Source organism: Nocardiopsis sp. NPDC058631 (assembly GCF_042716955.1).
GTDB lineage: Bacteria > Actinomycetota > Actinomycetes > Streptosporangiales > Streptosporangiaceae > Nocardiopsis.
In genome coordinates, this window is the sequence record NZ_JBHXQY010000065.1 from 1 (window position 1) to 20,928 (window position 20,928).

18 protein-coding genes, 1 tRNA gene and 3 pseudogenes are annotated in these 20,928 nt (G+C 73.8%); 6 read left to right on the plus strand and 16 right to left on the minus strand.

What is annotated here, in order from left to right; all coding sequences use genetic code 11:
• Positions 1 to 219, plus strand: a pseudogene (locus ACFWTE_RS20365) (succinate--CoA ligase subunit alpha); the annotation flags it as partial.
• The gene (locus tag ACFWTE_RS20370) at positions 216 to 1,763 is read left to right on the plus strand and encodes an aldehyde dehydrogenase family protein (RefSeq protein WP_378781185.1); all 1,548 of its coding nucleotides are present in this window, start codon (positions 216 to 218) and stop codon (positions 1,761 to 1,763) included. The pseudogene ACFWTE_RS20365 and the gene ACFWTE_RS20370, both read left to right, overlap by 4 nt.
• A gap of 192 nt (positions 1,764 to 1,955) precedes the next feature.
• On the opposite strand, the gene fdhD is transcribed toward ACFWTE_RS20370, so the two are convergent.
• From fdhD to ACFWTE_RS20410, 8 genes and pseudogenes are all read right to left on the minus strand, one after another.
• Positions 1,956 to 2,837 carry a formate dehydrogenase accessory sulfurtransferase FdhD gene (gene fdhD / locus ACFWTE_RS20375; RefSeq protein ID WP_378781186.1) on the minus strand — a complete coding sequence of 294 codons (882 nt, stop codon included), beginning with the start codon at positions 2,835 to 2,837 and terminating at the stop codon, positions 1,956 to 1,958.
• 92 nt (positions 2,838 to 2,929) lie between these two features.
• Entirely contained in the window at positions 2,930 to 3,154 is a 225-nt protein-coding gene (locus tag ACFWTE_RS20380; RefSeq protein ID WP_378781224.1) for a hypothetical protein, read from the minus strand.
• A 21-nt stretch (positions 3,155 to 3,175) separates the two neighbouring features.
• Positions 3,176 to 3,298 (minus strand): annotated as a pseudogene (locus tag ACFWTE_RS20385) (4Fe-4S binding protein); the annotation flags it as partial.
• Positions 3,256 to 3,322, minus strand: a tRNA-OTHER gene (locus ACFWTE_RS20390). The gene ACFWTE_RS20390 and the pseudogene ACFWTE_RS20385, both read right to left, overlap by 43 nt.
• 309 nt (positions 3,323 to 3,631) lie before the next feature.
• Positions 3,632 to 3,883: pseudogene (locus tag ACFWTE_RS20395) on the minus strand (2Fe-2S iron-sulfur cluster-binding protein); the annotation flags it as partial.
• The gene (locus tag ACFWTE_RS20400) at positions 3,880 to 5,871 is read right to left on the minus strand and encodes an NAD(P)H-dependent oxidoreductase subunit E (RefSeq protein ID WP_378781187.1); all 1,992 of its coding nucleotides are present in this window, start codon (positions 5,869 to 5,871) and stop codon (positions 3,880 to 3,882) included. The gene ACFWTE_RS20400 and the pseudogene ACFWTE_RS20395, both read right to left, overlap by 4 nt.
• Positions 5,872 to 6,086: 215 nt before the next feature.
• Positions 6,087 to 8,030, minus strand: a complete 1,944-nt coding sequence (locus ACFWTE_RS20405) for a molybdopterin oxidoreductase family protein (protein WP_378781188.1) — start codon at positions 8,028 to 8,030, stop codon at positions 6,087 to 6,089.
• Positions 8,031 to 8,132: 102 nt separating this feature from the next.
• Positions 8,133 to 9,152, minus strand: a complete 1,020-nt coding sequence (locus ACFWTE_RS20410; RefSeq protein WP_378781189.1) for a 2-dehydropantoate 2-reductase — start codon at positions 9,150 to 9,152, stop codon at positions 8,133 to 8,135.
• A gap of 205 nt (positions 9,153 to 9,357) precedes the next feature.
• Between ACFWTE_RS20410 and ACFWTE_RS20415 the strand changes: the two genes are divergently transcribed.
• The 3 genes from ACFWTE_RS20415 (at position 9,358) to ACFWTE_RS20425 (ending at position 12,053) form a co-directional block, all read left to right on the plus strand.
• Positions 9,358 to 10,461, plus strand: a complete 1,104-nt coding sequence (locus tag ACFWTE_RS20415; RefSeq protein ID WP_378781225.1) for a molybdopterin-binding protein — start codon at positions 9,358 to 9,360, stop codon at positions 10,459 to 10,461.
• A 67-nt stretch (positions 10,462 to 10,528) separates the two neighbouring features.
• On the plus strand, positions 10,529 to 11,212 hold the full coding sequence (locus ACFWTE_RS20420; RefSeq protein WP_378781190.1) for a GntR family transcriptional regulator: 684 nt from the start codon (positions 10,529 to 10,531) through the stop codon (positions 11,210 to 11,212).
• Between the two features lie 307 nt (positions 11,213 to 11,519).
• On the plus strand, positions 11,520 to 12,053 hold the full coding sequence (locus ACFWTE_RS20425) for a hypothetical protein (protein ID WP_378781192.1): 534 nt from the start codon (positions 11,520 to 11,522) through the stop codon (positions 12,051 to 12,053).
• Between the two features lie 142 nt (positions 12,054 to 12,195).
• Here ACFWTE_RS20425 and ACFWTE_RS20430 read toward each other — a convergent pair whose 3' ends face one another.
• From ACFWTE_RS20430 to ACFWTE_RS20465, 8 genes are all read right to left on the minus strand, one after another.
• Complete coding sequence (locus ACFWTE_RS20430) at positions 12,196 to 13,014, minus strand: HAD family hydrolase (RefSeq protein WP_378781194.1); 819 nt, start codon at positions 13,012 to 13,014, stop codon at positions 12,196 to 12,198.
• On the minus strand, positions 13,014 to 14,012 hold the full coding sequence (locus ACFWTE_RS20435) for an STM4011 family radical SAM protein (RefSeq protein ID WP_378781227.1): 999 nt from the start codon (positions 14,010 to 14,012) through the stop codon (positions 13,014 to 13,016). The genes ACFWTE_RS20430 and ACFWTE_RS20435 overlap by 1 nt, the downstream gene beginning before the upstream one ends.
• Positions 14,013 to 14,116: 104 nt before the next feature.
• Positions 14,117 to 15,469, minus strand: a complete 1,353-nt coding sequence (locus ACFWTE_RS20440) for an STM4012 family radical SAM protein (RefSeq protein ID WP_378781195.1) — start codon at positions 15,467 to 15,469, stop codon at positions 14,117 to 14,119.
• Positions 15,466 to 16,341, minus strand: a complete 876-nt coding sequence (locus ACFWTE_RS20445; RefSeq protein WP_378781196.1) for an STM4013/SEN3800 family hydrolase — start codon at positions 16,339 to 16,341, stop codon at positions 15,466 to 15,468. The genes ACFWTE_RS20440 and ACFWTE_RS20445 overlap by 4 nt, the downstream gene beginning before the upstream one ends.
• Before the next feature lie 9 nt (positions 16,342 to 16,350).
• Positions 16,351 to 17,505 carry an STM4014 family protein gene (locus tag ACFWTE_RS20450; protein ID WP_378781197.1) on the minus strand — a complete coding sequence of 385 codons (1,155 nt, stop codon included), beginning with the start codon at positions 17,503 to 17,505 and terminating at the stop codon, positions 16,351 to 16,353.
• Entirely contained in the window at positions 17,502 to 18,572 is a 1,071-nt protein-coding gene (locus tag ACFWTE_RS20455; protein WP_378781198.1) for an STM4015 family protein, read from the minus strand. The genes ACFWTE_RS20450 and ACFWTE_RS20455 overlap by 4 nt, the downstream gene beginning before the upstream one ends.
• Positions 18,573 to 18,648: 76 nt before the next feature.
• Positions 18,649 to 19,659: an STM4015 family protein gene (locus tag ACFWTE_RS20460; RefSeq protein WP_378781201.1), complete on the minus strand. Its 1,011-nt coding sequence runs from the start codon at positions 19,657 to 19,659 to the stop codon at positions 18,649 to 18,651.
• A 106-nt stretch (positions 19,660 to 19,765) separates the two neighbouring features.
• A complete protein-coding gene (locus ACFWTE_RS20465) occupies positions 19,766 to 20,239 on the minus strand; it encodes a MerR family transcriptional regulator (RefSeq protein ID WP_378781203.1) in 474 nt (157 codons plus the stop codon).
• A gap of 53 nt (positions 20,240 to 20,292) precedes the next feature.
• Here ACFWTE_RS20465 and ACFWTE_RS20470 point away from each other — a divergent pair, with 53 nt between their 5' ends.
• Positions 20,293 to 20,910: a class I SAM-dependent methyltransferase gene (locus tag ACFWTE_RS20470; RefSeq protein ID WP_378781204.1), complete on the plus strand. Its 618-nt coding sequence runs from the start codon at positions 20,293 to 20,295 to the stop codon at positions 20,908 to 20,910.
• Positions 20,911 to 20,928: the final 18 nt, after the last annotated feature.

Consider the following 20,928-nt stretch of genomic DNA (forward strand, 5'->3'; position numbering starts at 1 on the left):
TTCACGGCTCCGGAGGGTAAGACGATGGGGCACGCGGGTGCGATCGTGTCGGGGTCGGCGGGTACGGCCGCGGCCAAGCAGGAGGCGTTGGAGGCTGCCGGCGTGAAGGTCGGCAAAACCCCCAGCGAAGCGGCCCGCCTGGTGCGCGCCGTCCTCGCCGGGACCGCTGGTGGAGAGGGGGCGGGTGTCCTCTCCGGGGCGACGCCCACGACGCCATGACGACGATGCTCAAGCCTGGTACCTCGTGGTCCGCCCTGTACGCCCGCTGCCGGGAGGCGGCTCCGGAGGCCTTCGGGCCCGACCGGGTCCACAACCACTGGGGCGGGCGGTGGCGCGCCGACGGCGGGACCCGGACCTCCTACTCGCCCGTGGACGGTTCCGAGACCGCGGGCCTGCCCGTGCTGGACGGGACGACCGCGGCCCTCGCGGTGTCCGGGGCCGCCGTGGAGCACCGCGCGTGGAGCGCGCTGCCCCTCGCCGAGCGGCAGGCGCGGGTGCGCGCCACGGTCCGCGCCTGGGAACGGCACCGCGACACCCTCGCGCTCGCCCTGGTCTGGGAGATCGGCAAGCCCTGGCGGCTGGCCCGCCAGGACGTGGACCGGGCGGTCTCGGGGGTCGAGTGGTACCTGGACGGCATCGGCCCCATGCTCGACGGCCGCCTCCCCCTGGACGGACCCGTCAGCAACATCGCGAGCTGGAACTACCCGATGAGCGTGCTCGCGCACGCGATGTGCGTCCAGGCGCTCGCCGGCAACGGCGTGATCGCCAAGACCCCCACCGACGGCGGGCTGGTCTGCCTGACCCTCGCCGTGGCCCTGGCGGTCCGGGAGGGCCTGCCGTTCACCCTGGTCAGCGGCGGCGGCCGGGACCTGTCCCCGGCGCTGGTGCGGGGGCCGGAGATCGGCTGCGTGTCCTTCGTCGGCGGCCGGGACGCCGGGGGCCGGGTGGCGGCCGACGTCGCCGACCTGGGGAGGCCGCACGTCCTGGAACAGGAGGGGCTGAACTGCTGGGGCGTGTGGGAGTTCGGCGACTGGGAGACCCTGTCCGGGCAGATCCGGAAGACCTTCGACTACGCCAAGCAGCGCTGCACCGCCTACCCCCGGTTCGTCGTGCAGCGGTCCCGCTTCGACGCGTTCCTCGACGCCTACCTCACAGCGGTCCGCGCGGTCCGGTTCGGGCACCCCCTCGCCGTGGAGTCCCCCGACGACGACCTGCCGGAACTGGACTTCGGCCCCCTGATCAACGCCGCCAAGGCCAAGGAGCTCACCGACCGGGTGGCCGAGGCCGTCGCGGGCGGGGCGGTACCCCTCTACCGGGGCGGGACGGCCGACGCCCTCCTGATCCCCGGCCAGAACACGGACGCCTACGTGGCGCCCGTGGCCCTCCTGGAGCCGCCGCGCTCCTCGCCGCTGTTCCACGCCGAGCCCTTCGGCCCGGTCGACTCGATCGTGCTGGTGGACACCGAGGCCGAACTCCTGGCCGGGATGAACGCCAGCAACGGGGCCCTGGTCGCCACCGTCTCCTGCGACGACCCCGACACGGCCTCACGCCTGGCCGCCGGGGTGCGCGCCTTCAAGGTCGGCGTCAACCGGCCGCGCTCGCGCGGCGACCGGGACGAGCTGTTCGGCGGCTGGGGGGACTCCTGGAGGGGTGCCTTCGTCGGCGGTGAACTCCTCGTCCACGCGGTCACCCGGGGTCCCGCGTCCGAGCGGCTGCCCGGCAACTTCCCGCACTACACGCTGCGCCCCGAGGGGCGCGTCTGACGGACGGGGCCGGGGATCGGCCCGGTGCCCCGGGGCACCGGGTCCGGCACGCCCGCCACCGGTGGGCGGGGCCGCCCCGCCACGGGCGGGAACCGGGTGCCCGGTCGCCGTCCTGCGAAACGGTGCCGCACGGGGCCCGGGTGTCGGGAGCGGTCGGTGCAGGGGGCTGGAGCGCGCCGACCGCCCCCGCGTCTACTGACCCGAACTGCGGATGCCTCCCGTGGCCGCCGAGGGCGCTGGGAGCGCCTTCTTCAGGAGGATCCGATGCCTTCCGGCGTAGACGTTCATGGAGGTGCCCCGGAGGAATCCGGCGAGCGTGATGCCCGCCTCCTCGGCCAGGTCGACGGCCAGGGACGAGGGCGCCGAGACGGCCGCCATCATCGGGATGCCGGCCATCCAGGCCTTCTGCACCAGCTCGAAGGAGGCGCGGCCCGAGAGCATCAGCACCGTCCCGCTCAGCGGCAGCCGGCCCGAGCGCAGCGCCCAGCCGACCAGCTTGTCGACGGCGTTGTGGCGGCCCACGTCCTCGCGCAGGGCGAGGAGTTCGCCGTCCGTGGTGAACAGCCCGGCGGCGTGCAGCCCGCCGGTGCGGTCGAACACCCGCTGCGCCTCGCGCAGCCGGTCGGGGAGCTCCGTCAGGGTGTCCGTGCCGATCCGGGCACCGTCATCGCAGACCTGCCACCTGGCCTGGGTGCGCACGGCGTCCAGGCTCGCCTTGCCGCACAGGCCGCAGGAGGACGTGGTGTAGAAGTTGCGCTCCAGCGACGTGTCCGGGCGCGGGACCCCCGGGGCCAGGGACACGTCCAGCACGTTGTAGGTGTTGGAACCGTCCTCGGTCGCGCCGGCGCAGTAGCGGATGGCGGTGACCTCGTCCGCCCGGGACACCACGCCCTCGCTCACGAGGAACCCGGCAGCAAGGTCGAAGTCGTCGCCCGGCGTGCGCATGGTGACGCTCAGCGGATCACCGTCCAACCTGATCTCCAGTGGCTCCTCCACGACGAACGTGTCCACACGCTCGGTCGCGGAGCCGTCCCTGATGCGGAGCACCTTGCCCCGGACCGTGACCCGTCCCATCCGTCCCACTGCCTTCCGATGTCCTGCCGTCCCCGGTTCTGCACGACTTCTCCGGGACTGCCATTGTCGCGGTTCCGTGAGGGCGGAGCGGTTCAGGCTCCGCCCCCGCCACCGCCGCGGCGCTGCACGTGCTGGAAGCCGAACCGGCCCTTGATGCACAGGTTCCCGTGGGTCACCGGGTTGTCGTGCGGGGACGTGACCTTGACGATCTCGTTCTCCTGCACGTGCAGCGTAACGTTGCAGCCCACTCCGCAGTAGGTGCAGATCGTGGTCGTCTCGGTCTGCTTCTCCTCGTCCCAGGTCCCCGCTCGACGCATGTCGAACTCGGTACCGAACGACAGGGCCCCGGTGGGGCAGACCTCGATGCAGTTGCCGCAGTACACGCAGGCCGAGTCCGGCAGGGCGACGTCGTGCTCGGTGGAGACGCGGGCGTCGAACCCGCGCCCGGCCACCCCGATCGCGAAGGTGTTCTGCCACTGGTCCCCGCAGGCGTCCACGCACTTGTAGCACATGATGCACTTGGAGTAGTCGCGTACGTACAGGTCGTTGTCCACCTTCGCGGGCTGCTCGACCGTCGCCGCCACCGCGCCGTCCCCGGGGTCGTGCTCGCCCGAGCGCCGGGCGTCGCGCACTCCCAGTGCGGCGGCCTCCGCGCGCGGACCGAACCGGTCGGGCTCCGCGTCGTAGCGCTCCATCCACTCGGCGACCTGCGGGGTGGTGGACAGGTCCACGGAGGAGCCGAGCAGCTCCAGGACCAGCTTGCGGCTGTGGCGCACACGCTCGGAGTCGGTGGCCACCGACATGCCGGGTTCCAGCTTGCGCGAGCAGGCGGGGGCGAGCGTGCGCGCGCCCTCCACCTCCACCACGCACACGCGGCAGGCGTTCCTGGGGGTGAGCGTGTCACCGTGGCAGAGGGTGGGGATCTCGGTCCCCCGCTCGGCGCAGGCCTGGAGGACGGTGGTGCCCTCGGGGACGCGGACCTGCTCTCCGTCGATGGTCGCGTCGATCAGCCGCCTGGGCGGGGCCAGGAGTACGGGGACGGTCATCGGGCCTCCTCGGTTGCCGCCCGGGTGCCCGGGACGGTGCTCTGACGGGTGTCGTCGGGGGCGGCCGGGCCGGCGCCGCCGAACAGGTCGAGCCGGTCGATCGCCGACTCCACCGCGTTCCAGGCGGTCTGTCCCAGACCGCAGATCGAGGCGTCCCGCATCGCCCGGCCGACCTCGCGGAGCAGGGGGACCTCGGTGGCGGCGTCGCCCCCCGCGCTGATGCGCAGCAGGGACTCCTCCTGGCGGACGGTGCCGACCCGGCAGGGGACGCACTGGCCGCAGGACTCGTCGCGGAAGAAGGCCGCCACGCGGACCAGCGTCGCGACCAGGTCGGCGGTGTCGTCCAGGACCAGGACCACCCCCGAGCCCAGGGTCGTCCCCGCCGCGCGTGCGCCCTCGAAGGTGAGGGGGATGTCGAGTTCGTCGCCGCGGACGAACGCCCCGGCCGCTCCGCCGAGCAGGACCGCCTGGACGGTGCGCCCCTCGGGCATGCCCCCCGCCGCCTCGACGAGGTCGCGCAGGGTGGCGCCGAAGGGCAGCTCGTACAGTCCGGGGCGGCGCACACCGCCGGACAGGCAGAACAGCTTGGGTCCCGTGGACCCGCCCGTGCCGACGGCCGCGTAGGCGGGACCGCCCATCAGCATGATCGGCAGCACGTTGACCAGCGTCTCCACGTTGTTCACGGCGGTCGGCTTGCCGAACAGCCCCTTCTCCACGGGGAAGGGCGGCTTGGTGCGCGGTTCTCCCCGGTAGCCCTCGATCGAGCCGAAGATCGCGGTCTCCTCACCGCAGATGTAGGCGCCCGCTCCGCGCCGGATCTCGATGTCGAAGGCGAACCCCGAGCCGAGGACGTCCGGGCCGAGGAGCCCGCGCTCGCGTGCGAGCGCGATGGCGTTCTCCAGGTGCCGCAGGGCCCGGGGGTACTCGCCCCGGATGTACAGGTACCCGAGCCGCGCGCCGACGGCGTAGCCCGCGATCGTCATCGCCTCGACGACGGAGAACGGGTCGCCCTCCATCAGGACCCGGTCCTTGAAGGTGCCGGGTTCGCTCTCGTCGGCGTTGCAGACCAGGTAGTGCGGGCCGTCCGGCTGCTGGGCGGTGGCCTGCCACTTGCGGCCGGTGGGGAAGGCGGCTCCGCCCCGGCCGACCAGGCCGGAGTCGGAGACCTCCCGGATGACGCCGGCGGGGCCGAGCCGCAGTGCCCGGCGCAGCGCCGCGTATCCGCCGGCGGCGCGGTAGTCGTCCAGGCTGAGGGGGTCGACGGCGCCGATGCGTCGCAGGAGCACGTGGTCGGGCGACCCGGCGTCCGGGACGGCCGTGGAGGGGGCGGGTTCCGGGGCGGTGCCGGGGAGGGAGTCGGCGCCGAAGGTGGTGGGGGAGGGGTGTCGCCGCCCGTTCGCGGGCGCCGGTGCGGGGTCGGAGGGCGCGTCCCCGGCCATCGCGTCCAGGCCCTCGGGTGTGGCGGGCGCGGCCACGGCGTACCGTGCCGGGGCCCCGGCCTCCAGGGCGAGGGCGGCGGGCGCGCGCTCGCACATGCCCAGGCAGGGGCTCTCGTGCCAGGTGGTGTCCCCGTCGTGCCCGCCGGGCGGGCCGAGGCGTTCGGCGAGCCGGTCGCGCAGCCCGGACGCCCCGGACGCGGCGCAGGCGATGTCGGTGCACAGGTGCACGACCCGGCGGGGCCGCCGGTGCAGGGCGAACATCGCGTAGAAGGAGGCGACGGCGTAGGCCTCCGCGGGAGGGACGGTGAGTCTGCGGCAGATGTGGTCGAGTGCGGGCCTGCTGATCCAGCCCACCCGGTCGTTGACCGCGTGCAGGGCGGGCATGAGCAGGTCGCGTCTGTCCCGGGCGGTGTGGCCTCCCCGCGCGTAGCGCAGGTCGACGTCCTGGCGGGCGCCGCCGTCCCAACCTGACTCGGGGGGACCGAGCACGCTGTCGACGGCTTCGCGTTCGACGGCGGTGGGCGCCTCGTCCAGGAATCGCAGGTCCACGTCTGTGTCACCTCAATCTCGTGTAATCCAGATCACAGGATTTTGTATACAGAGGACAGTATGATGCTAATGATCGGGTTGACAACCCCCGTACGCGCCAAGATCGCGTCAGGAGACCCGGCCCCCGGACCGCGTGCTGGCGCGCGGCCCAGGGAGGGGACCGCGCCGTCGCCGCAGGGGGCTGGGGCGACGGCGCGGTCCACCGTTCGCCCTCCTCACCGCGCGGAGGCGGCGCTGCGGGCGGGCTCCTCCACCCGCTCGATCCGCACCGCCGCGGCCTTGTACTCGGCCGTCCCCGCGATGGGGTCGGTGGCGTCGATGGTCAGCAGCTGGGTGTCCACCTGGTGCGGGAAGTGGAACGTCATGAACACCAGCCCCCGCCGCATCGCGTCGGTGATCGAGACGGGGACGAGGACCGACCCCCGTCGCGAGGTCACCCTGACCGTCTCGCCGTCGGCGACCCCGAGCTTGGCCGCGTCCTCGGGGGAGAGGTCCAGCAGCTCGCCCCGGCGCAGCGGCGACGAGAAGCCGCTGGTCTGCACCCCGGTGTTGTAGTCGTCCAGCCGGCGCCCGGTCGTCAACCGGAACGGGAAGTCCTCGTCGAGGAGGTCGACCGGAGGGGAGTGGCCCACGATCCCGAACGGCGCGGGTTCGCCGCGCTCGGCGGGGTCCTCCGACCACAGCCGGGCGTGCAGGTAGCTCGGCTCCAGGGTGTCCTCGGAGTAGGAGGGCCACTGGATGCCGTGCAGCTCCGCCAGGCGCGCGTAGCTCATGCCCCGGTGCATGGGGGAGAGGGAGCGGACCTCGTTCCAGATGTCCTCGGCCGAGGGCCGGGACCAGTCGAGGCCCAGGCGGGTCGCCAGGTCGCACATGATCTCGATGTCGTCGCGGGCACCCCGTGGCGGGTCCAGCGCCTTGCGGACCAGCTGCACGCGGCGCTCGCTGTTGGTGAAGGTGCCGTCGGACTCGCACCAGGACGCGCTCGCGGGGAGCACCACGTCGGCGAGTTCGGCGGTGCGGGTCAAGAAGATGTCCTGCACCACCAGGTGGTCCAGGTTGCGCAGGCGGCGGGTGGTCTTGTGCGTCTCGGGCTCGGACTGGACGGGGTTCTCGCCGATCACGTAGAGCGTCCTGAGCTCCCGCTCGTCCATCGCCTCGAACATCTGGGTCAGGTTCTTGCCCTTGACGCCCTGGATCTGGCGCCCCCACGCCGCCTCGAAGGGCGCGCGCACCCGCGGGTCCAGGATGTCCTGGAACCCGACCAGGCGGTCGGGGATGGCGCCCATGTCGCCTCCGCCCTGCACGTTGTTCTGGCCGCGCAGCGGGTTGAGCCCCGATCCGTGCCGCCCCACGTGCCCGGTCAGCAGCGACAGGTTGATCAGCGAGCGGACGTTGTCGGTCGCGTTGTGGTGCTCGGTGATGCCGAGCGTCCAGCACATCTGGGCGCGCTCGGCGCGGGCGTAGGCGTGCGCCAGCTCGCGGATGGCCTCGGCGGGCACGCCGGTCACGGCCTCGGCGGCGGCGAGCGTCCAGGGCTCGACCAGCGCGCGGTACTCGTCGAAGCCGCTCGTGGCGCGCCGGACGAAGGTGTCGTTGGCCAGCCCGGCGTGCAGGATCTCGCGCCCGATGGCGTGCGCCAGGGGGATGTCCGTGCCCACGTCCAGTCCGAGCCAGCGGTCGGCCCACTCGGCGGTCGGGGTGCGCCGGGGGTCGACGACGAACAGGCGTGCGCCGTTGCGCACCCCCTTGAGCACGTGCTGGAAGAAGATCGGGTGGGCGAAGCGGGGGTTGCCTCCCCAGATCACGATGAGGTCGGTGTCCTCGACCTCGGCGTAGGAGGAGGTGCCCCCGCCCGAGCCGAAGGCCGCGGCCAGCCCGGCGACGCTGGGCGCGTGGCAGGTGCGGTTGCAGGAGTCGACGTTGTTGGTCCCGACGACGACGCGGGTGAACTTCTGCGCCATGAAGTTCATCTCGTTGGTCGCCCGCGCGCAGGAGAGCATGCCGAAGGAGTCGGGCCCGTGCTCGTCCACGCCGCGCCGGAACCCGGCGGCCGCACGGTCGAGTGCCTCCTCCCAGGAGGCCGGGCGCAGTTCGCCGCCGTCGCGGACGAGGGGCTGGGTGAGTCGGTCGTAGGGTGCGGAGAAATCGTCGGATCGCATGTGGCCTCGCTTGGTGGTCGTGGCCGGATTCGCCTGGTCCGACGGCGCCCGTGGCGCCTGACGGGGATACTGCATACAGTATTTAGCGATCGTGGGCCATGGTCAAGGGTGGGCGGCCAGGGCCGGGGAGGGAGGGGCCGCAGGACCGGCCGCGTCGAGCATCCGGTCGTTGAGCAGTCCGGCGACGGCGTCCACCGCCCGGAGCGCCGGAACGGGGGTCCCGGTCAGGTCGGCCAGCTCCACCACGGCGGACAGGATGACGTCCAGTTCCATGGGGCGCCCGCGCTCCAGGTCGTGCAGGGTCGAGGTGCGGTGGTCGCCGGCGCGCTCGGCCCCGGCCAGGCGGCGGTCGATGGAGATCGCGGGGCGCACGCCGAGCCGGGCGGCCACCTCCAGGGTCTCGGCCATCATGGTGCGGGCCAGCTCCCGGGTCGAGCGGCTCCGGCAGATCTGCGCCATGGTGGAGCGCGTCAGCGCGCTCAGCGGGTTGAAGACGATGTTGCCCATCAGCTTCACCCAGATGTCCTCGCGCAGGTCCTGCTCGATCGGGCACTTGAGGCCGCCCGCCTCCATCGCCGCCTGGAGGTCGCGGCAGCGGGCGGAGCGGGAGCGGTCCGGCTCGCCGATGGAGAACCGTGTCCCCTCCATGTGCCGGATCACCCCCGGCCCGGCGATCTCGGTGGCGGCGTAGACCACGCAGCCCACGGCGCGCTCGACCGGGATCGTCCGGCTGACCGAGCCGCCCGGGTCCACGCTCTCGATGCGGTGCCCGGCGAGGGGGCCGCTGATTCCGTGGAAGTACCACCACGGGATGCCGTTCTGTGCGGCGACGACCATGGTGGAGGGCCCCAGCAGGGGGCGCAGCAGCGGACCGCAGCCCGCGTAGTGCTGGGCCTTCAGGCCGAGGAGGACGGCGTCGACGGGGCCGACCTCGGACGGGTCGTCGGTGGCGTGCGGGTGTGCGGTGAAGTCGCCGCGCGCGCTGAGTACCTGGACCCCCCGCTCCCGCAGGGCCTTCAGGTGCTCGCCACGGGCGATGAGGTGGACGTCGGCCCCGCCCCTGTGGAGCGCGGCGCCCGCGTAGGCTCCGATCGCTCCGGCACCGAGTACGGCGATTCGCATGAGGACTCCCTTCCTTTCACATACTGTATACAGTATTCTCCGGGATATCGTTCCTCACCGGTCCGTAGGGAGAGAAGGAATGCCCGACCCGGCTGCCTCGGAAACTTCTCCGCTTCTTCACGCGGAAGCCCACCCGCGCGCCCCGCTGCCCTGGAACCCGGCACGGGAGCTGGCGCGGGTGACCGGTGCCGAGGGTGGCACGCCCATGGTCGAGGAGCCGCTCGCCGGCGCCCTCGGCGCCACCCTCGGCGCCGACCTCGTCCCGGCGGCCGACGTCCCCCTGCTCGACTGCGCCGCCATGGACGGCTACGCGGTCGCCGGTGAGGGCCCCTGGGCCGTCGTCGGACGGACGCTCGCCGGGCGCCGGGGCCCGGTCGCCCGGCTGCGGCGCGGCGAGGCCGTGGAGATCGCCACCGGCGCCGTCGTGCCGGACGGCACCACCGCCGTCCTCCCCCACGAGCTGGCGGCCGGGTCCTCCGAAGCCGTGCACGGCCGGATCGGGGAGGGACGGCACATCCGCCGCCGCGGCGAGACCACCGCGGCCGGGACGACGGCAGCCCGCCGCGGGAGTCCCGTCACCCCCGCCCTCCTGGGGCTGGCCGCGAGCCTGGGCCGGGACACGCTGCCCGTGGTCCGGCCCCTCGTGCGGGTCCTGGTCACGGGGGACGAGGTCGTGGACGAGGGGATGCCGCGCCCCGGAGCCGTGCGCGACGCCATCGGCCCCGTGCTGCCCGGTCTGGTCGCGTGGGCCGGAGGGGCCTGCGCCCCCGCTGTGCGGGTCCCCGACCGGGGGCGGGACCTGGCGCGGGAACTGGGCGGCGCCGGGGAGTCCGACATCGTCGCGGTCTGCGGTTCCTCCTCGGCCGGCCCCGCCGACCACCTCCGCGCGGTCCTGGCGGGGCTCGGCGCGCGGGTCGTCGTCGACGGTGTGGCCTGCCGGCCGGGCCACCCGCAGGTGCTGGCCGTCCTGCCCTCCGGCGCGGTGGTCGTGGGGCTGCCCGGCAACCCCGGTGCGGCCCTGGCCGCCGCGCTCACACTGCTGGTCCCGGTGCTCAGCGGGCGTGCCGACCGGCGGGACCCCGCGCACACCGGCCGGCGGACACGGCTCATCGGCCCGACCGCCCCGCACCCGACCGACACCCGCCTGGTCCCGGTGCGCGTGAGCCGCGACCTGGCGGTCGAGCTGCCCACCTCGGGCTCCGCCGACCTGCGGGCCGCCGCCACGGCGGACGCCCTCGCCGTCGTCCCGCCCTCCCGCGTCCCGGGGCGCCTCCCGGGGAGGGTCGAGCTCGTGGAGGTCCCGGTATGACCGACCCACTCCCCGTGTTTTGTACACTGTCTACAAAGATCGCGCACCAGGACTCTGGAGATTCCCTATGGCCTCGCAGGGGTTGAACACCGTCGCCGGACGGATCCAGCGTCCCGTACCGCTGCGCGAAGCCGTGTACGAGGCCATCCTCGACCTGATCACCACCCGGGCGCTCTCACCCGGCCAGCACCTGGTCGAGACCGAGCTCGCCCAGACCCTGGGCGTCTCCCGCCAGCCCGTCCGCGAGGCGATGCAGCGGCTCAGCAACGAGGGCTGGGTGGACCTGCGGCCCGGCTACGGGGCGTTCGTGCACACGCCCACCGAGAGCGAGGCCGACCAGCTCCTGGCGGTCCGCGCGCTGCTGGAGACCGAGTCGGCCCGCCTGGCCGCCGCCAACGCCTCCGCCGAACAGGTCGGCCACCTGCGCGAACTCGTCGCCGCCGGGCGCGCGGCGACCGAGCTCGCCGACACCGACGCGGTCGTCCAGGCCAACGCCGACTTCCACCGCACCGTCACCGAGGCCTCGGGCAACCGGGTGCTCGCCGAACTCGCCGCCCAGGTCGATCGGCGCGTCCGCTGGTACTACGCCCCGGTCGCGCGCATCCGCGGCGCCGCCTCCTGGGACGAGCACGCCAGCCTCGTCGACGTCATCGAGGCGGGAGACGCGGACCAGGCCCTGCGGCTGATGAGCGAGCACACCGAGCGGACCCGGCGCACCTACCACGAGCGCGTGGACGGCACCGGGTCCTGAGGGGCGCCGGCCGGGCCCGGCCGCCCGGAACTCTGGCGTTCGCACCGACTCCGCCGGCACTCCCGCCTCGCAAAGCCATGTCAGCCCGGTCGCGCCGACGAAGGCCGTGGCGGCGTACCTGGAGGCGTGGTGAGGGTCTTGCCCGCGCCGTAGGGCTGCGGCTCCTCCGGAAGCGTGAGGTCGGTCCGCGGTTCTCCCCCTCGCGGGGGAGGCGTCGATGACGGAACGCGTGTTGGCTGCTGAGATGACCTCCGACACTGCGTCCACAGCTGATCGTTTTCCGGCCCCTCCACCACCCGGCGCTGCCGTGACCGCGATCGGCTTGCTGATGGCCCTGTGGTGCGTCGGGTTCGCGGTGTTCAACATCGTCTTCGAGATCACCGACCGTTTCGCTGACGGTGCCTATGCCCGCTACAGCTCCGCGATCACCGTGATGAACTGGCTCGTCGTCGGGCTGAAGGTGCTGGGGGCGGCCGTGGCGCTGCTGTCGGTCGCCAGGCGCCCGACGTTCGTTCCTCCGGCTCTCCTGGCCGTGTTGGTGTGGGGGGTTTTCGCGACGCTCGGCCTGTACGCCACGGGCAGCGTCGTACAGGCGGTCGGCATGGTCTCCGGCCTGGCGGGCGGTGTCGACCAGATCGACACCGCCGGTGTCGGCTACGTGCTCCTCTTCCTGCTGGCCGCGGCTGGTTTCGGGATCCTGGCGGTCTCCCACTCCCGGCGGAACGGCCTCCGGAAGGGCGTCGCCGTCCTCGGGGTGCTCGGCGCACCTGCCGTGCTGGGCCTTGTCCTGCTGGCCGTCCCGACGCTGCTGGCCGCCCTCGGCCTCATGCCGACACCCTGACGACCCCTGACCGGCCTTCACCGCCCGAAGTCGTCCAGAGGCCGGACCGTGCCGACCTCGGGGGGCTCCGGACGCCACGCGGTCACCGAGACCACGCCCGGCTCCAGCGGCTCCCCACCGTCGAAGAACCCGCCAGTGCCTCTCAGCGCTCGGCGAGCAGCCGCTCCACCACCCTGGCCACCCCGTCATCGTCGCTCGCCGGGGCGACCAGCAGCCCCAGGGCGGGGTCGAGCAGGTCCGGGTGTCCACTGCTCATCGCGTACCCCATCCCGGCCCATGTCAGCGCCGACACGTCGTTGGGCATGTCGCCGAAGGCCGCGACCTCCTCGGCCGGCACGCCCCACCGCTCGCAGAGCATCGCCAGGGTGCTGCCCTTGTTCACACCGGACGCGCTCAGCTCCAGCAGGCCGTGCCCGCCCGAGTAGGTGACCTCCGCCAGCGCGCCGACCGTCTCCACCGCCGCCTCGTGCAGGAGGTGTACCGGGGTCCCGTGCGAGCGCACCAGCAGCTTGGCGACCGGATCGGCGTGAGCCAGCAGGGCGTCGGTGGAGTCCAGGACCCCGCTCACCCAGTCACGGGAAATCCACGGTTCGAGCACGTAGTCGGGCTCGTGGAAGAAGTCGGTACCCGTCTCGATGCCGAAGCCGATATCGGGAAGGGCGCCGCGCAGCTTCTCGACCACGGTGCCCGCCGTCTCCACCGACAGGGGGCGCACGAACGGGTCCCCGTCGAAGGTGTGGGCGAGCGCGCCGTTGCCGCACAGGACGGCGGCGCACGTGAACTGGGAGGCGATGTGCCACGTGTTCCGGGGCGGGCGCCCGGTGGAGACGACCACCTTCACCCCCGCGTCCGCGGCTGCGGCCAGTGCTTGCCGGTTGCGGGGTGAGACCAGCCCCTTCGGACCCAGGAGAGTGCCGTCGAGGTCGGTCGCGATGACCCGGGGAAAGACCATGTGTCGCATTATGTCTGCCCTCGGTGGTGGAGGGAAACGGCGGTGGCCGGTTTCGGTGCGGGCACGGGGTCCGTGCCCCGGTCCGGGCTCGGGGACGACACCGCCCCGAGGGCGGCCGGGACACGTTCCACGACGCCGCCGCGGAAGACGTCGTAGAGGTCCAGGGACTCCAGGTGCACGTAGCCGATGTGGCAGTCGCAGCTGTCCAGAGGACACGGGCTCGGCCCGAGCCGTTCGGCGAACGACCCGTCGTAGAGGTTGCCCATCGGCGTGTCCACGAAGTGGCAGCGGCGCACCCCGCCGTCGCCGTCCACGGACAGCACGGTGTCACCCGTGCGGCAGGGACGGCCCAGGCTCGGGTGGGGGTTCCGGCTGTAGTGGAAGTGCGGGTCCAGCTCCTGCCACCGCGCGGCCTCGCCGTCGGTGTAGACCCGGCCCTCGGCGGCGTTGACCCACAGGTACACGTCCCCGGGCAGGTCCGCCCGCATCCGCCGGGCCGCCTCCAGGTGGTCCGGCTCGCCGACCACGCCGACACTGAACCGCACACCCGCCGCGACCAGCTCCCGGGCCCCGGCCAGGAACCGCTCGTGGGAGACCTGGCCCGGGTGGTAGGTGGTCCACAGCGCGGTGGACGACAGGTCGCAGTCGGCCAGCCATCCGAGGCGCCCGCTCAGGTTGGTCTGGACGGCCACCCGTTCCACGTGCGGCAGGTGGCTGAGCCCGACGATCGCGGTGCGGTACCAGGAGCGCACCAGCCCCTCGCCCCAGGGGGTGAACAGCACCGAGATCCGGGTGCCCGGGTTCTGGTCCGCGCGCCCGGCCACCCAGTCGGCGAACCGCTCCAGGGCGGCCCGGTCCGCGCGCAGGGTCCGGGGGTCGTCGCGCCGCTTGGCGAAGGGGCAGTACGGGCAGTCGTAGTCGCAACTGGCCAGCGGCCCACGGTAGAGGAGTGTCAGGTGCGGCGGGAGCTCCGGGGCGGGGTGCGCCGGTGCGGGCGCGCCCGGCACACGGGGCGCCGGAGCCCCGTTGATCCCCGGCCAGGGGAGCGGGACCACCCGTGCCCGGGGCCCCCTCGCCGGGCCCGCGGCCGGTGCGGCGGGGTCCACGGCGCTCACCTGGCCTCGTACTCGGCCATCAGCGCCGACACCCCGGAGGAGAAGGCCATCGGCCCGACGGCGTCCGAGTGCGCGAGGCCCTCGGGGGTCAGCCGGACCGTGTCCGGGGCGCCGTCCGGTTCCAGCCAGCCGCGGGCGTCGAGCGCGGCGAACAGTTCGGGGAAGTCCGACACGGGGTGGCCGCCGAACCGCTCCGTGTAGGCGGCGGCGTCCATGCCCTCGGCCAGCAGCAGCGACTGGACCAGGTGGCGGCGGCGCCGTTCGTCACCGTCCAGCCGGAACCCCACCTCGGCGTGCGCGAAACCCCCGGCCCCCCGGCCCACGTAGTCGGCGATGATCGACCGCACGTGGCCCACCCCCACGGCATAGTCGAACGAGTAGTGGGCGGACGCCGTGTACGACCGCGCCCCGCACCCCAGCCCCACCATGCCGTCGGTCTGGCAGCAGTGGTCCGGACCCTCCGTCCCGGAGGAGGGGGCGTCCGCGCGCCGGAACATGCGCATGGACACCTGCTCGTAGCCGTGCTCCAGCAGGTGGTCGCGGCCCTGCCGGTACAGGCCGAGCCGGTGGTCGTCCCACTCCCGGGCGCGGCGGCCCAGGCCCGTGAGCGGTCGCACGTACAGGGGGTACAGGTAGACCTCCTCGGGGGACCGTTCCAGCGCCGTGTCCAGGGAGTACGCCCAGGTACGGGCGTCCTGCCGGTCGATCCCGTAGATGAGGTCGACGTTGAGCCCGGCGGAGGTGTGCTCGCGGATGGCCGTCAGCGCCCGGTCCACCTCGGCGCGCTTTTGCGGACGGCCCGCCGCGTGCGCCTCGGAGTCCAGGAAGCTCTGCACCCCCATGCTGATCCGGGTGAGGCCGCGTGCTTCGAGCACGTCCAGCCGGTCGGGGGTGGCCGTGGCGGGGGAGGTCTCCACCGACACCGGCATCCGCGCCAGGTCCACCCCGAACGCGCGTTCGGTCAGGTCGTAGACCCGGACCAGCTCGTCGGCGGTCAGGTAGGTGGGTGTGCCGCCGCCCAGGGCGGCCCGCGCGAACCGGGCGCCCCCGGGCAGCGCCGCGGCCACCTCCCCGGCCTGGCGCTCCATCGCGTCCAGGTACGCGGTGACCTGCTCCGCCGGAGGCGTGGACCGTGTGAACAGGTTGCAGAACCCGCAGCGCATCTCGCAGAACGGGATGTGCGCGTACAGGGACAGCGCGCCCACCTCCTCGCCCCGCCACAGGTCGGCCAGCAGGGGGCGGTCCCCGAAGGGCCGGTAGGCGCTCTTGTGCGGATAGGCGTACACGTACGACCGGTAGGGGGAGTCCTCGCGCACGGGTTCCGGGCGCGGGACGGGGGTGACGGTCACGGGGTCGCCTCCTCGGCGTGGGCGGGTGCCTCCGGTCGGACGGGCGCGGTGTGCCCCCGGGGCAGGAACGCGTGGGTGTAGGGGACCGTCCACACGGTCTCGTGTCCGATCCGGTGGCCGGTGTGGCCGTCCTCGCCGTAGGCGGTGCCGTGGTCGGAGCACACGATCGCGAAGCACGGGCGGCGGGCGGACATCGCGGCGAGCAGGGGCGGCAGGTGCCGGTCGACGTACTCCAGGGCCGCCGCGTGGCTCTCCAGGGTGTCGCCGTCCTCACGGGAGGCACCGGGCAGGTGGAACCAGTTGGGCTGGTGCAGGGCGGACACGTTGAGGAGGAGGAAGAGGGGTTGGCCGGCCGGGCGCTCCCCGGCGATCCGCGCGGCCCGCGCCACCTGGTTCTCGAAGGAACGGGGGTCGGCCACCCCGAACGACTCCTCCCAGTGGCTCTCGGCGAACATGCCCGGGATCACCGACCCCACCGCCGACCGCCGGTTGAAGAACCCGGTGCCCCCCACACAGGCCGTGTGGTACCCCGCCCCGGCCAGGCCGGACGCCAGGTCGGCGGTGTCGAAGGTCCAGGTGCGCGGCGCGGTGGACACGCTCCCCGGGAAGGCGGCGGCGAACAGGCGCGGGTGCGGCCCGGGGGCCGCCGGGGTGGGCAGGAACCCGGCGAGCATCGCCAGGTGGGAGGCGTACGTGAAGCTCCCGGGGGCGTGCCTGCGCTCCCATCCCCCCTCCGGCAGCAGCCGGGCGAGGTGGGGCGTGCGGCCCGACCGGGCGAGTCCGTCGGCCACGTCGAAGCGCAGGGTGTCCAGGGTGAGCAGCAGGATGTCGTGCGTGCCCACCACGGCGTTCATGTCGGGTTCGGTGCTCATTGTCTTTCTTCAGGGCGAGGGGACGGCTTCGAAAGGAGCGGCGCCGGACGGCGCCGCCGGATGCCCGCCGACCGGGAACCGGCCCGAGACCAGGGCGTGCAGCTGCTCGGCGTAGGTGTCGCGGCCCTCGTGCAGCACACCGGGGACGAGGTCGCCGAAGGCGTTGACCTCGCAGACCGTGAACTTGCGCCAACCGGGGGAGGGCATCAGGTCCACCCCGGCGTGCAGGGTGCGGGGGAAGCACGCGGCGGCGGCCTCGGCCGTGGCCACCGCCTCCGCCCAGGCCTGCGGGCCGACCGAGGCCCGCAGCGCGTCGAGGTCGCCGCGGGCGTTGCCCAGGTGCAGGTTGGTCATGGGGCCCGGCGACGTGCGCGCCACGACGTGGGTGGCCCGCCCCGCGACCACCACCACCCGCAGGTCGACGACCCGCCCGCCGAAACCGGCCTTGGGCACCCACCGCTCGACGTGCAGCCCGTCGGGGGCGAGGGCGTCCACGACCGCGGCGACGTCGTCCTCGCGGGTGTAGGTGCGCGGGCGCAGGCGGTTGTAGAGCCGGACGGAACCGTCCCCGTCCCGGACGAGGTCGGCGGTGGTCACCGCCCGGATCCGCCCGCCGGGCGCGGCGGCCAGTGCCACCACCCCGGAGGCGGAGGAACCGTGGGCGGGCTTGACGAACACCCGGGGCCGGCCGTGGTCGGCCATCGCCGCCCGTAGCTGTGCGTAGCCCGTGACCGGGCCGGGCAGCACGGGCGCCACCGGGACCCCGGCCTCCGCCAGCCGGGCGTGGCAGCGCCGCTTGTCGCACATGTCCACCAGGTCCTGCGGCTCCTGGAGCAGACGCGCGCCCGGGGCGGCGGACACCGCCGCCGCGAGGCGGTCCAGGGAGGCACGGAAACCGGCGTGCTGGTCGGCCGTGCCCTCGGCGCGGTACAGGTCGGGGTCGCGGTCCCAGCCGCGCAGCAGGCGCTCGGTCTCCACGTCGCCGCCGGGGGAGTCCACCCGGACCAGGGCGCCGTCGGGGACGGCGACCGGACCGGCGGCCAGGTCCCGCCACGGCAGGACCGCGGGCGCGGGCAGGCCGGCGGACCGGGCCGCCGCGAGGAACAGGTCCAGGCGGCGGTTGCCGGGCACCCCCACCACGACCAGTGGCCGCTCGCGGATCACTCGGAGACCGCCGTGTAGCGGTGGACGTGCGTCTCGCCGTCGTACTCGTCGACCTCGGCCTCCTGGGGCGCGGACACGTCGACCTCCACCCCTGACGCGGTGAACTCCGCGCGGACGCGTTCCGCCATCTCCTCGGAGAGGTAGTGGTGGTGCAGGTCCAGCCGCCCCAGGCCGCGGAAGACCGGTGCGTCGAGGAGCACCCGGGCACCCTCGTCCGTGAGGGTGCCCAGGGAGAGGTCGAGCGTGTCCAGCGCGGCGACCAGGGGTGCCCCGGCCAGGGCGGGGACCCAGCCGTCCAGGTCCTCGGTGTTGCGCAGGCCCAGGTGGCGCAGCCCGGGGAAGGCCGTGCCGGAGAGCACGGGCGCGAGGTCCTCGGGAGTGCTCTCGCCGCCGTACTCCTTCGCGCCCAGCCACAGTTCCAGGCGTTCCAGGTTGGGGAGCGAGGACGCGCCCACGTCCCGCACGACCTCGGGCCGGAGGGCTCCGCTCTGCACGGTGAGGCTCCGCAGGGCGCGGTGCTCCGCGATCCGCAGACCCGGGCCGGCGCTGCCGCCGCGGACCGTGAACCCGACCAGGTCCGGGAACGCGGCGAGGAGGGGGGCGAGGTCGCCGTGCTCGATCCAGGAGATCTCGTTCTCCTCCTGGACGACCTCGGCGAAGAACAGCGAGCGCAGGCCGGTCAGCCTCGGCGCGATCCCGAGCAGCCGGTCGCGGACCTCGTCGGAGGGCACCGCCTCGACGTCGCCCGCCATGTTCCCGACGATCAGGGCGGTGACCGCCGACAGGTCCACCTCCTCGGCGAACCTCGTGACGTAGGCCGCGGTGTCCTCCAGGCGGGAGGACCAGCCCGGGCGTGAGTAGCGGACCGGCTCCTCCGTCCGCAGCCTCCAGGCCACCGAGCCGGGCGCGGCCGACCCGGCGGCCAGGGCGGCGTGCGGGGGGTAGGGGTCGGGGACGGGCTCCCCCCGGTGGACCATGCGCTGGTACTCGTGGTCCACCGTGTCCAACGCGGGGAACTCGACCACCGGTAGTCCCGCGAACTCCGTCAGGTGGCTGTGGTTCGGCAACGGGGTCTCCTGCCTGGGGGATCGGGACGCCCCCATGTCTAACAGCCGGGTGCGACACCGTCGCGAACGGGCCCGGTCACTCGGCGACCGCCGTGTAGTAGTGGTCCGCCCCGCCGTGGGAACTCGGTGTCCGGTGGTCGGACAGGTCGACCTCCACGCCGGGCAGCGCGGAGCGGACGCGCTCCCGCACCTCCTCGGACAGGTAGTGGTGGTGCAGGTCGAGCCTGCGGAGATGCCGGAAGGCCGGGGCGGCCTCGACCAGGGCCTCACCGCCCCGATCAGTGAGGTCGCCCAGGGACAGGTCGAGGACGTCCAGGGCGGCTACCGCGGGCGCCTCCGCCAGGACGGGGATCCAGTCGTCGACCCCCTCGGTGTTGCGCAGGCCCAGGTAGCGCAGCTCGGGGAAGGCCTTGCCCGAGAGGACCGGGACCAGGTCCTGCGGCGTGGTGTCGCCCCGGTACGCCTCCACCCCGAGCCACAGCTCAAGGTTCTCCAGCGCGGGCAGGCCGGAGGAGGCGACCCCCCGGGAGACCCGGCCGGGCAGCCCGCCGCTCTGGATGGTGAGGGTGCGCAGACCCGTGTGCTCGGGGAGGTGGAGGTCGAGCCTGCCGTCGCCCATGTGGGGGTCCCCCGTGCCGCGCACGGTGAGCTCCTCCAGCGAGGGGAAGGCCTCGGCCAGGGGGGAGAGGTCGCACTGGTGGATCCAGGAGATCTCGTTCTCCTCATACACGATCTCGCCGAAGAACAGCGACCGCAGCGAGGAAAAGGCCGAGGCGTGCCGAATCAGCAGATCCCGGGGCACGGTCGACGACACCTCGTAGTCGAGCCCGCCCCACACGCCGATGATGAGCGCCCGCACCCTGGTCGTGTCCACCTCGGCCAGGAAACGGGCGAAGTACGCGGGGAAGTCCTCCGGCACCTCGAACTGCTCGATCCGGAGCCGCCAGGCCACCGACTCCGGGGCGGCGACGGCCGCGGCCGACTCCTCGGGTGCCGGCAGGGAGAAGCGCACGGGCTCTACCGCCGCCGGGGGGAACTCGACCACGGGTAGACCGGCGTACTCGGTGATGTGGGAGGTGTTCGGCATCGGCTGCTCCTGGCTGCTCTCTCGGGGGTGCGGACCCTGTTCTAGCAGGCGGAGACGACACACCACTGGGAGGCGGTGCGGTACTCGCCCGGGGCACCGGCTCCGGTCAGACGCGCCTCGAAGGCCGGGGGAGGTCCCGGCGCCCGCCAGGGGCCGCGCGGCCCCTGGCGTGGAGGGCGGAGCACGACGACGTCGACTCCAGGATCCCCCGCATGCGCGGGCACTCCAGGACATCCTCGGCGTCGCAGGACACGACGTGCGCCACCATCTCGCGGGCGGCCCGCAACCGCTCCAGGCGCTCGTCCAGCAGGGCCAGGTGCTCGGCCAGCCTGGCGCGGCGCGACCCCCCGTCGGGGGCGGTGACGACCCCGCGGATCTGCGCGAGGCTCAGACCCGCCTCCTGGGCCTGCAGCACCAGCGCCACCTGGACGCGCTGGGCGGGCGAGTAGCGGCGCCGGCCGCCTGAGCGGTGGGACGGCTCCAGCACCCCCTCCGACTCCCAGTGCCGCAGGACGTGGGTGGCCAGACCGAACTCTCCGGCCAGTTCTCCGATGGACAGCTCCGACGCGCTTGACTTCATGTGGACATCAACTCCCAGACTGGTGGTCCGGGTCAAGGATCAGGGAGGACACCATGGACGAGCGGACCGAACGGGTACGCGGTGACTGGAACCGGATGTCGCAGCGGTACGAACGGGGGGCGCGCGCCCAGGACCTCGTGTTCGGGAGCACCCGCGCGAGGCTGTGCGGCCGGGCCAGGGGCAGGGTTCTGGAGATCGCGGTGGGGACGGGCCAGAACCTGGCCCACTACCCGGACGGCGTGGAGGTCACCGGCGTCGACCTGAGCCCCGCCATGCTGGCGCACGCGCGGGCCCGCGCCTCCGCTCTGGGCCTGGACGCCGTGCTCCGGGAGGGCGACGCCCAGGAGCTCGCCTTCGCGGACGGGGCGTTCGACACCGTCGTGTGCGCGCTCGCCCTGTGCACGATCCCCGACCAGCGCCGGGCCCTGGACGAGATGTACCGGGTGCTCCGGCCGGGCGGCCTCCTGCTGCTGGTCGACCACGTGGAGTACACGCGGTGGCCCCTCCGCCTCCGGGAGGCACGCAAGGAGTACCCTCGGCGGCTCCCGAGGGCGGTCGCCGCCGAGGCGGGCTTCACGGTGGACGCCCACCACCGGACCGCCCTGGGCCTCGTCGAGACCGTCACCGCCCACCGGGCGCCCCGACCGGACCCGCCCCGGGAAGCCGGGTGACCGGGCGTCCGCGCCGGT

What these genes read in the sequence shown, in the direction of transcription:
- ACFWTE_RS20370 (WP_378781185.1), top strand. Translation starts at nt 216, where the DNA reads ATGACGACGATGCTCAAGCCTGGTACCTCGTGGTCCGCCCTGTACGCC.
- fdhD (WP_378781186.1), bottom strand. Translation starts at nt 2,837, where the DNA reads ATGGGACGGGTCACGGTCCGGGGCAAGGTGCTCCGCATCAGGGACGGC.
- ACFWTE_RS20380 (WP_378781224.1), bottom strand. Translation starts at nt 3,154, where the DNA reads ATGCGTCGAGCGGGGACCTGGGACGAGGAGAAGCAGACCGAGACGACC.
- ACFWTE_RS20405 (WP_378781188.1), bottom strand. Translation starts at nt 8,030, where the DNA reads ATGCGATCCGACGATTTCTCCGCACCCTACGACCGACTCACCCAGCCC.
- ACFWTE_RS20410 (WP_378781189.1), bottom strand. Translation starts at nt 9,152, where the DNA reads ATGCGAATCGCCGTACTCGGTGCCGGAGCGATCGGAGCCTACGCGGGC.
- ACFWTE_RS20415 (WP_378781225.1), top strand. Translation starts at nt 9,358, where the DNA reads ATGGTCGAGGAGCCGCTCGCCGGCGCCCTCGGCGCCACCCTCGGCGCC.
- ACFWTE_RS20420 (WP_378781190.1), top strand. Translation starts at nt 10,529, where the DNA reads ATGGCCTCGCAGGGGTTGAACACCGTCGCCGGACGGATCCAGCGTCCC.
- ACFWTE_RS20430 (WP_378781194.1), bottom strand. Translation starts at nt 13,014, where the DNA reads ATGCGACACATGGTCTTTCCCCGGGTCATCGCGACCGACCTCGACGGC.
- ACFWTE_RS20445 (WP_378781196.1), bottom strand. Translation starts at nt 16,341, where the DNA reads ATGAGCACCGAACCCGACATGAACGCCGTGGTGGGCACGCACGACATC.
- ACFWTE_RS20460 (WP_378781201.1), bottom strand. Translation starts at nt 19,659, where the DNA reads ATGCCGAACACCTCCCACATCACCGAGTACGCCGGTCTACCCGTGGTC.
- ACFWTE_RS20465 (WP_378781203.1), bottom strand. Translation starts at nt 20,239, where the DNA reads ATGAAGTCAAGCGCGTCGGAGCTGTCCATCGGAGAACTGGCCGGAGAG.
- ACFWTE_RS20470 (WP_378781204.1), top strand. Translation starts at nt 20,293, where the DNA reads ATGGACGAGCGGACCGAACGGGTACGCGGTGACTGGAACCGGATGTCG.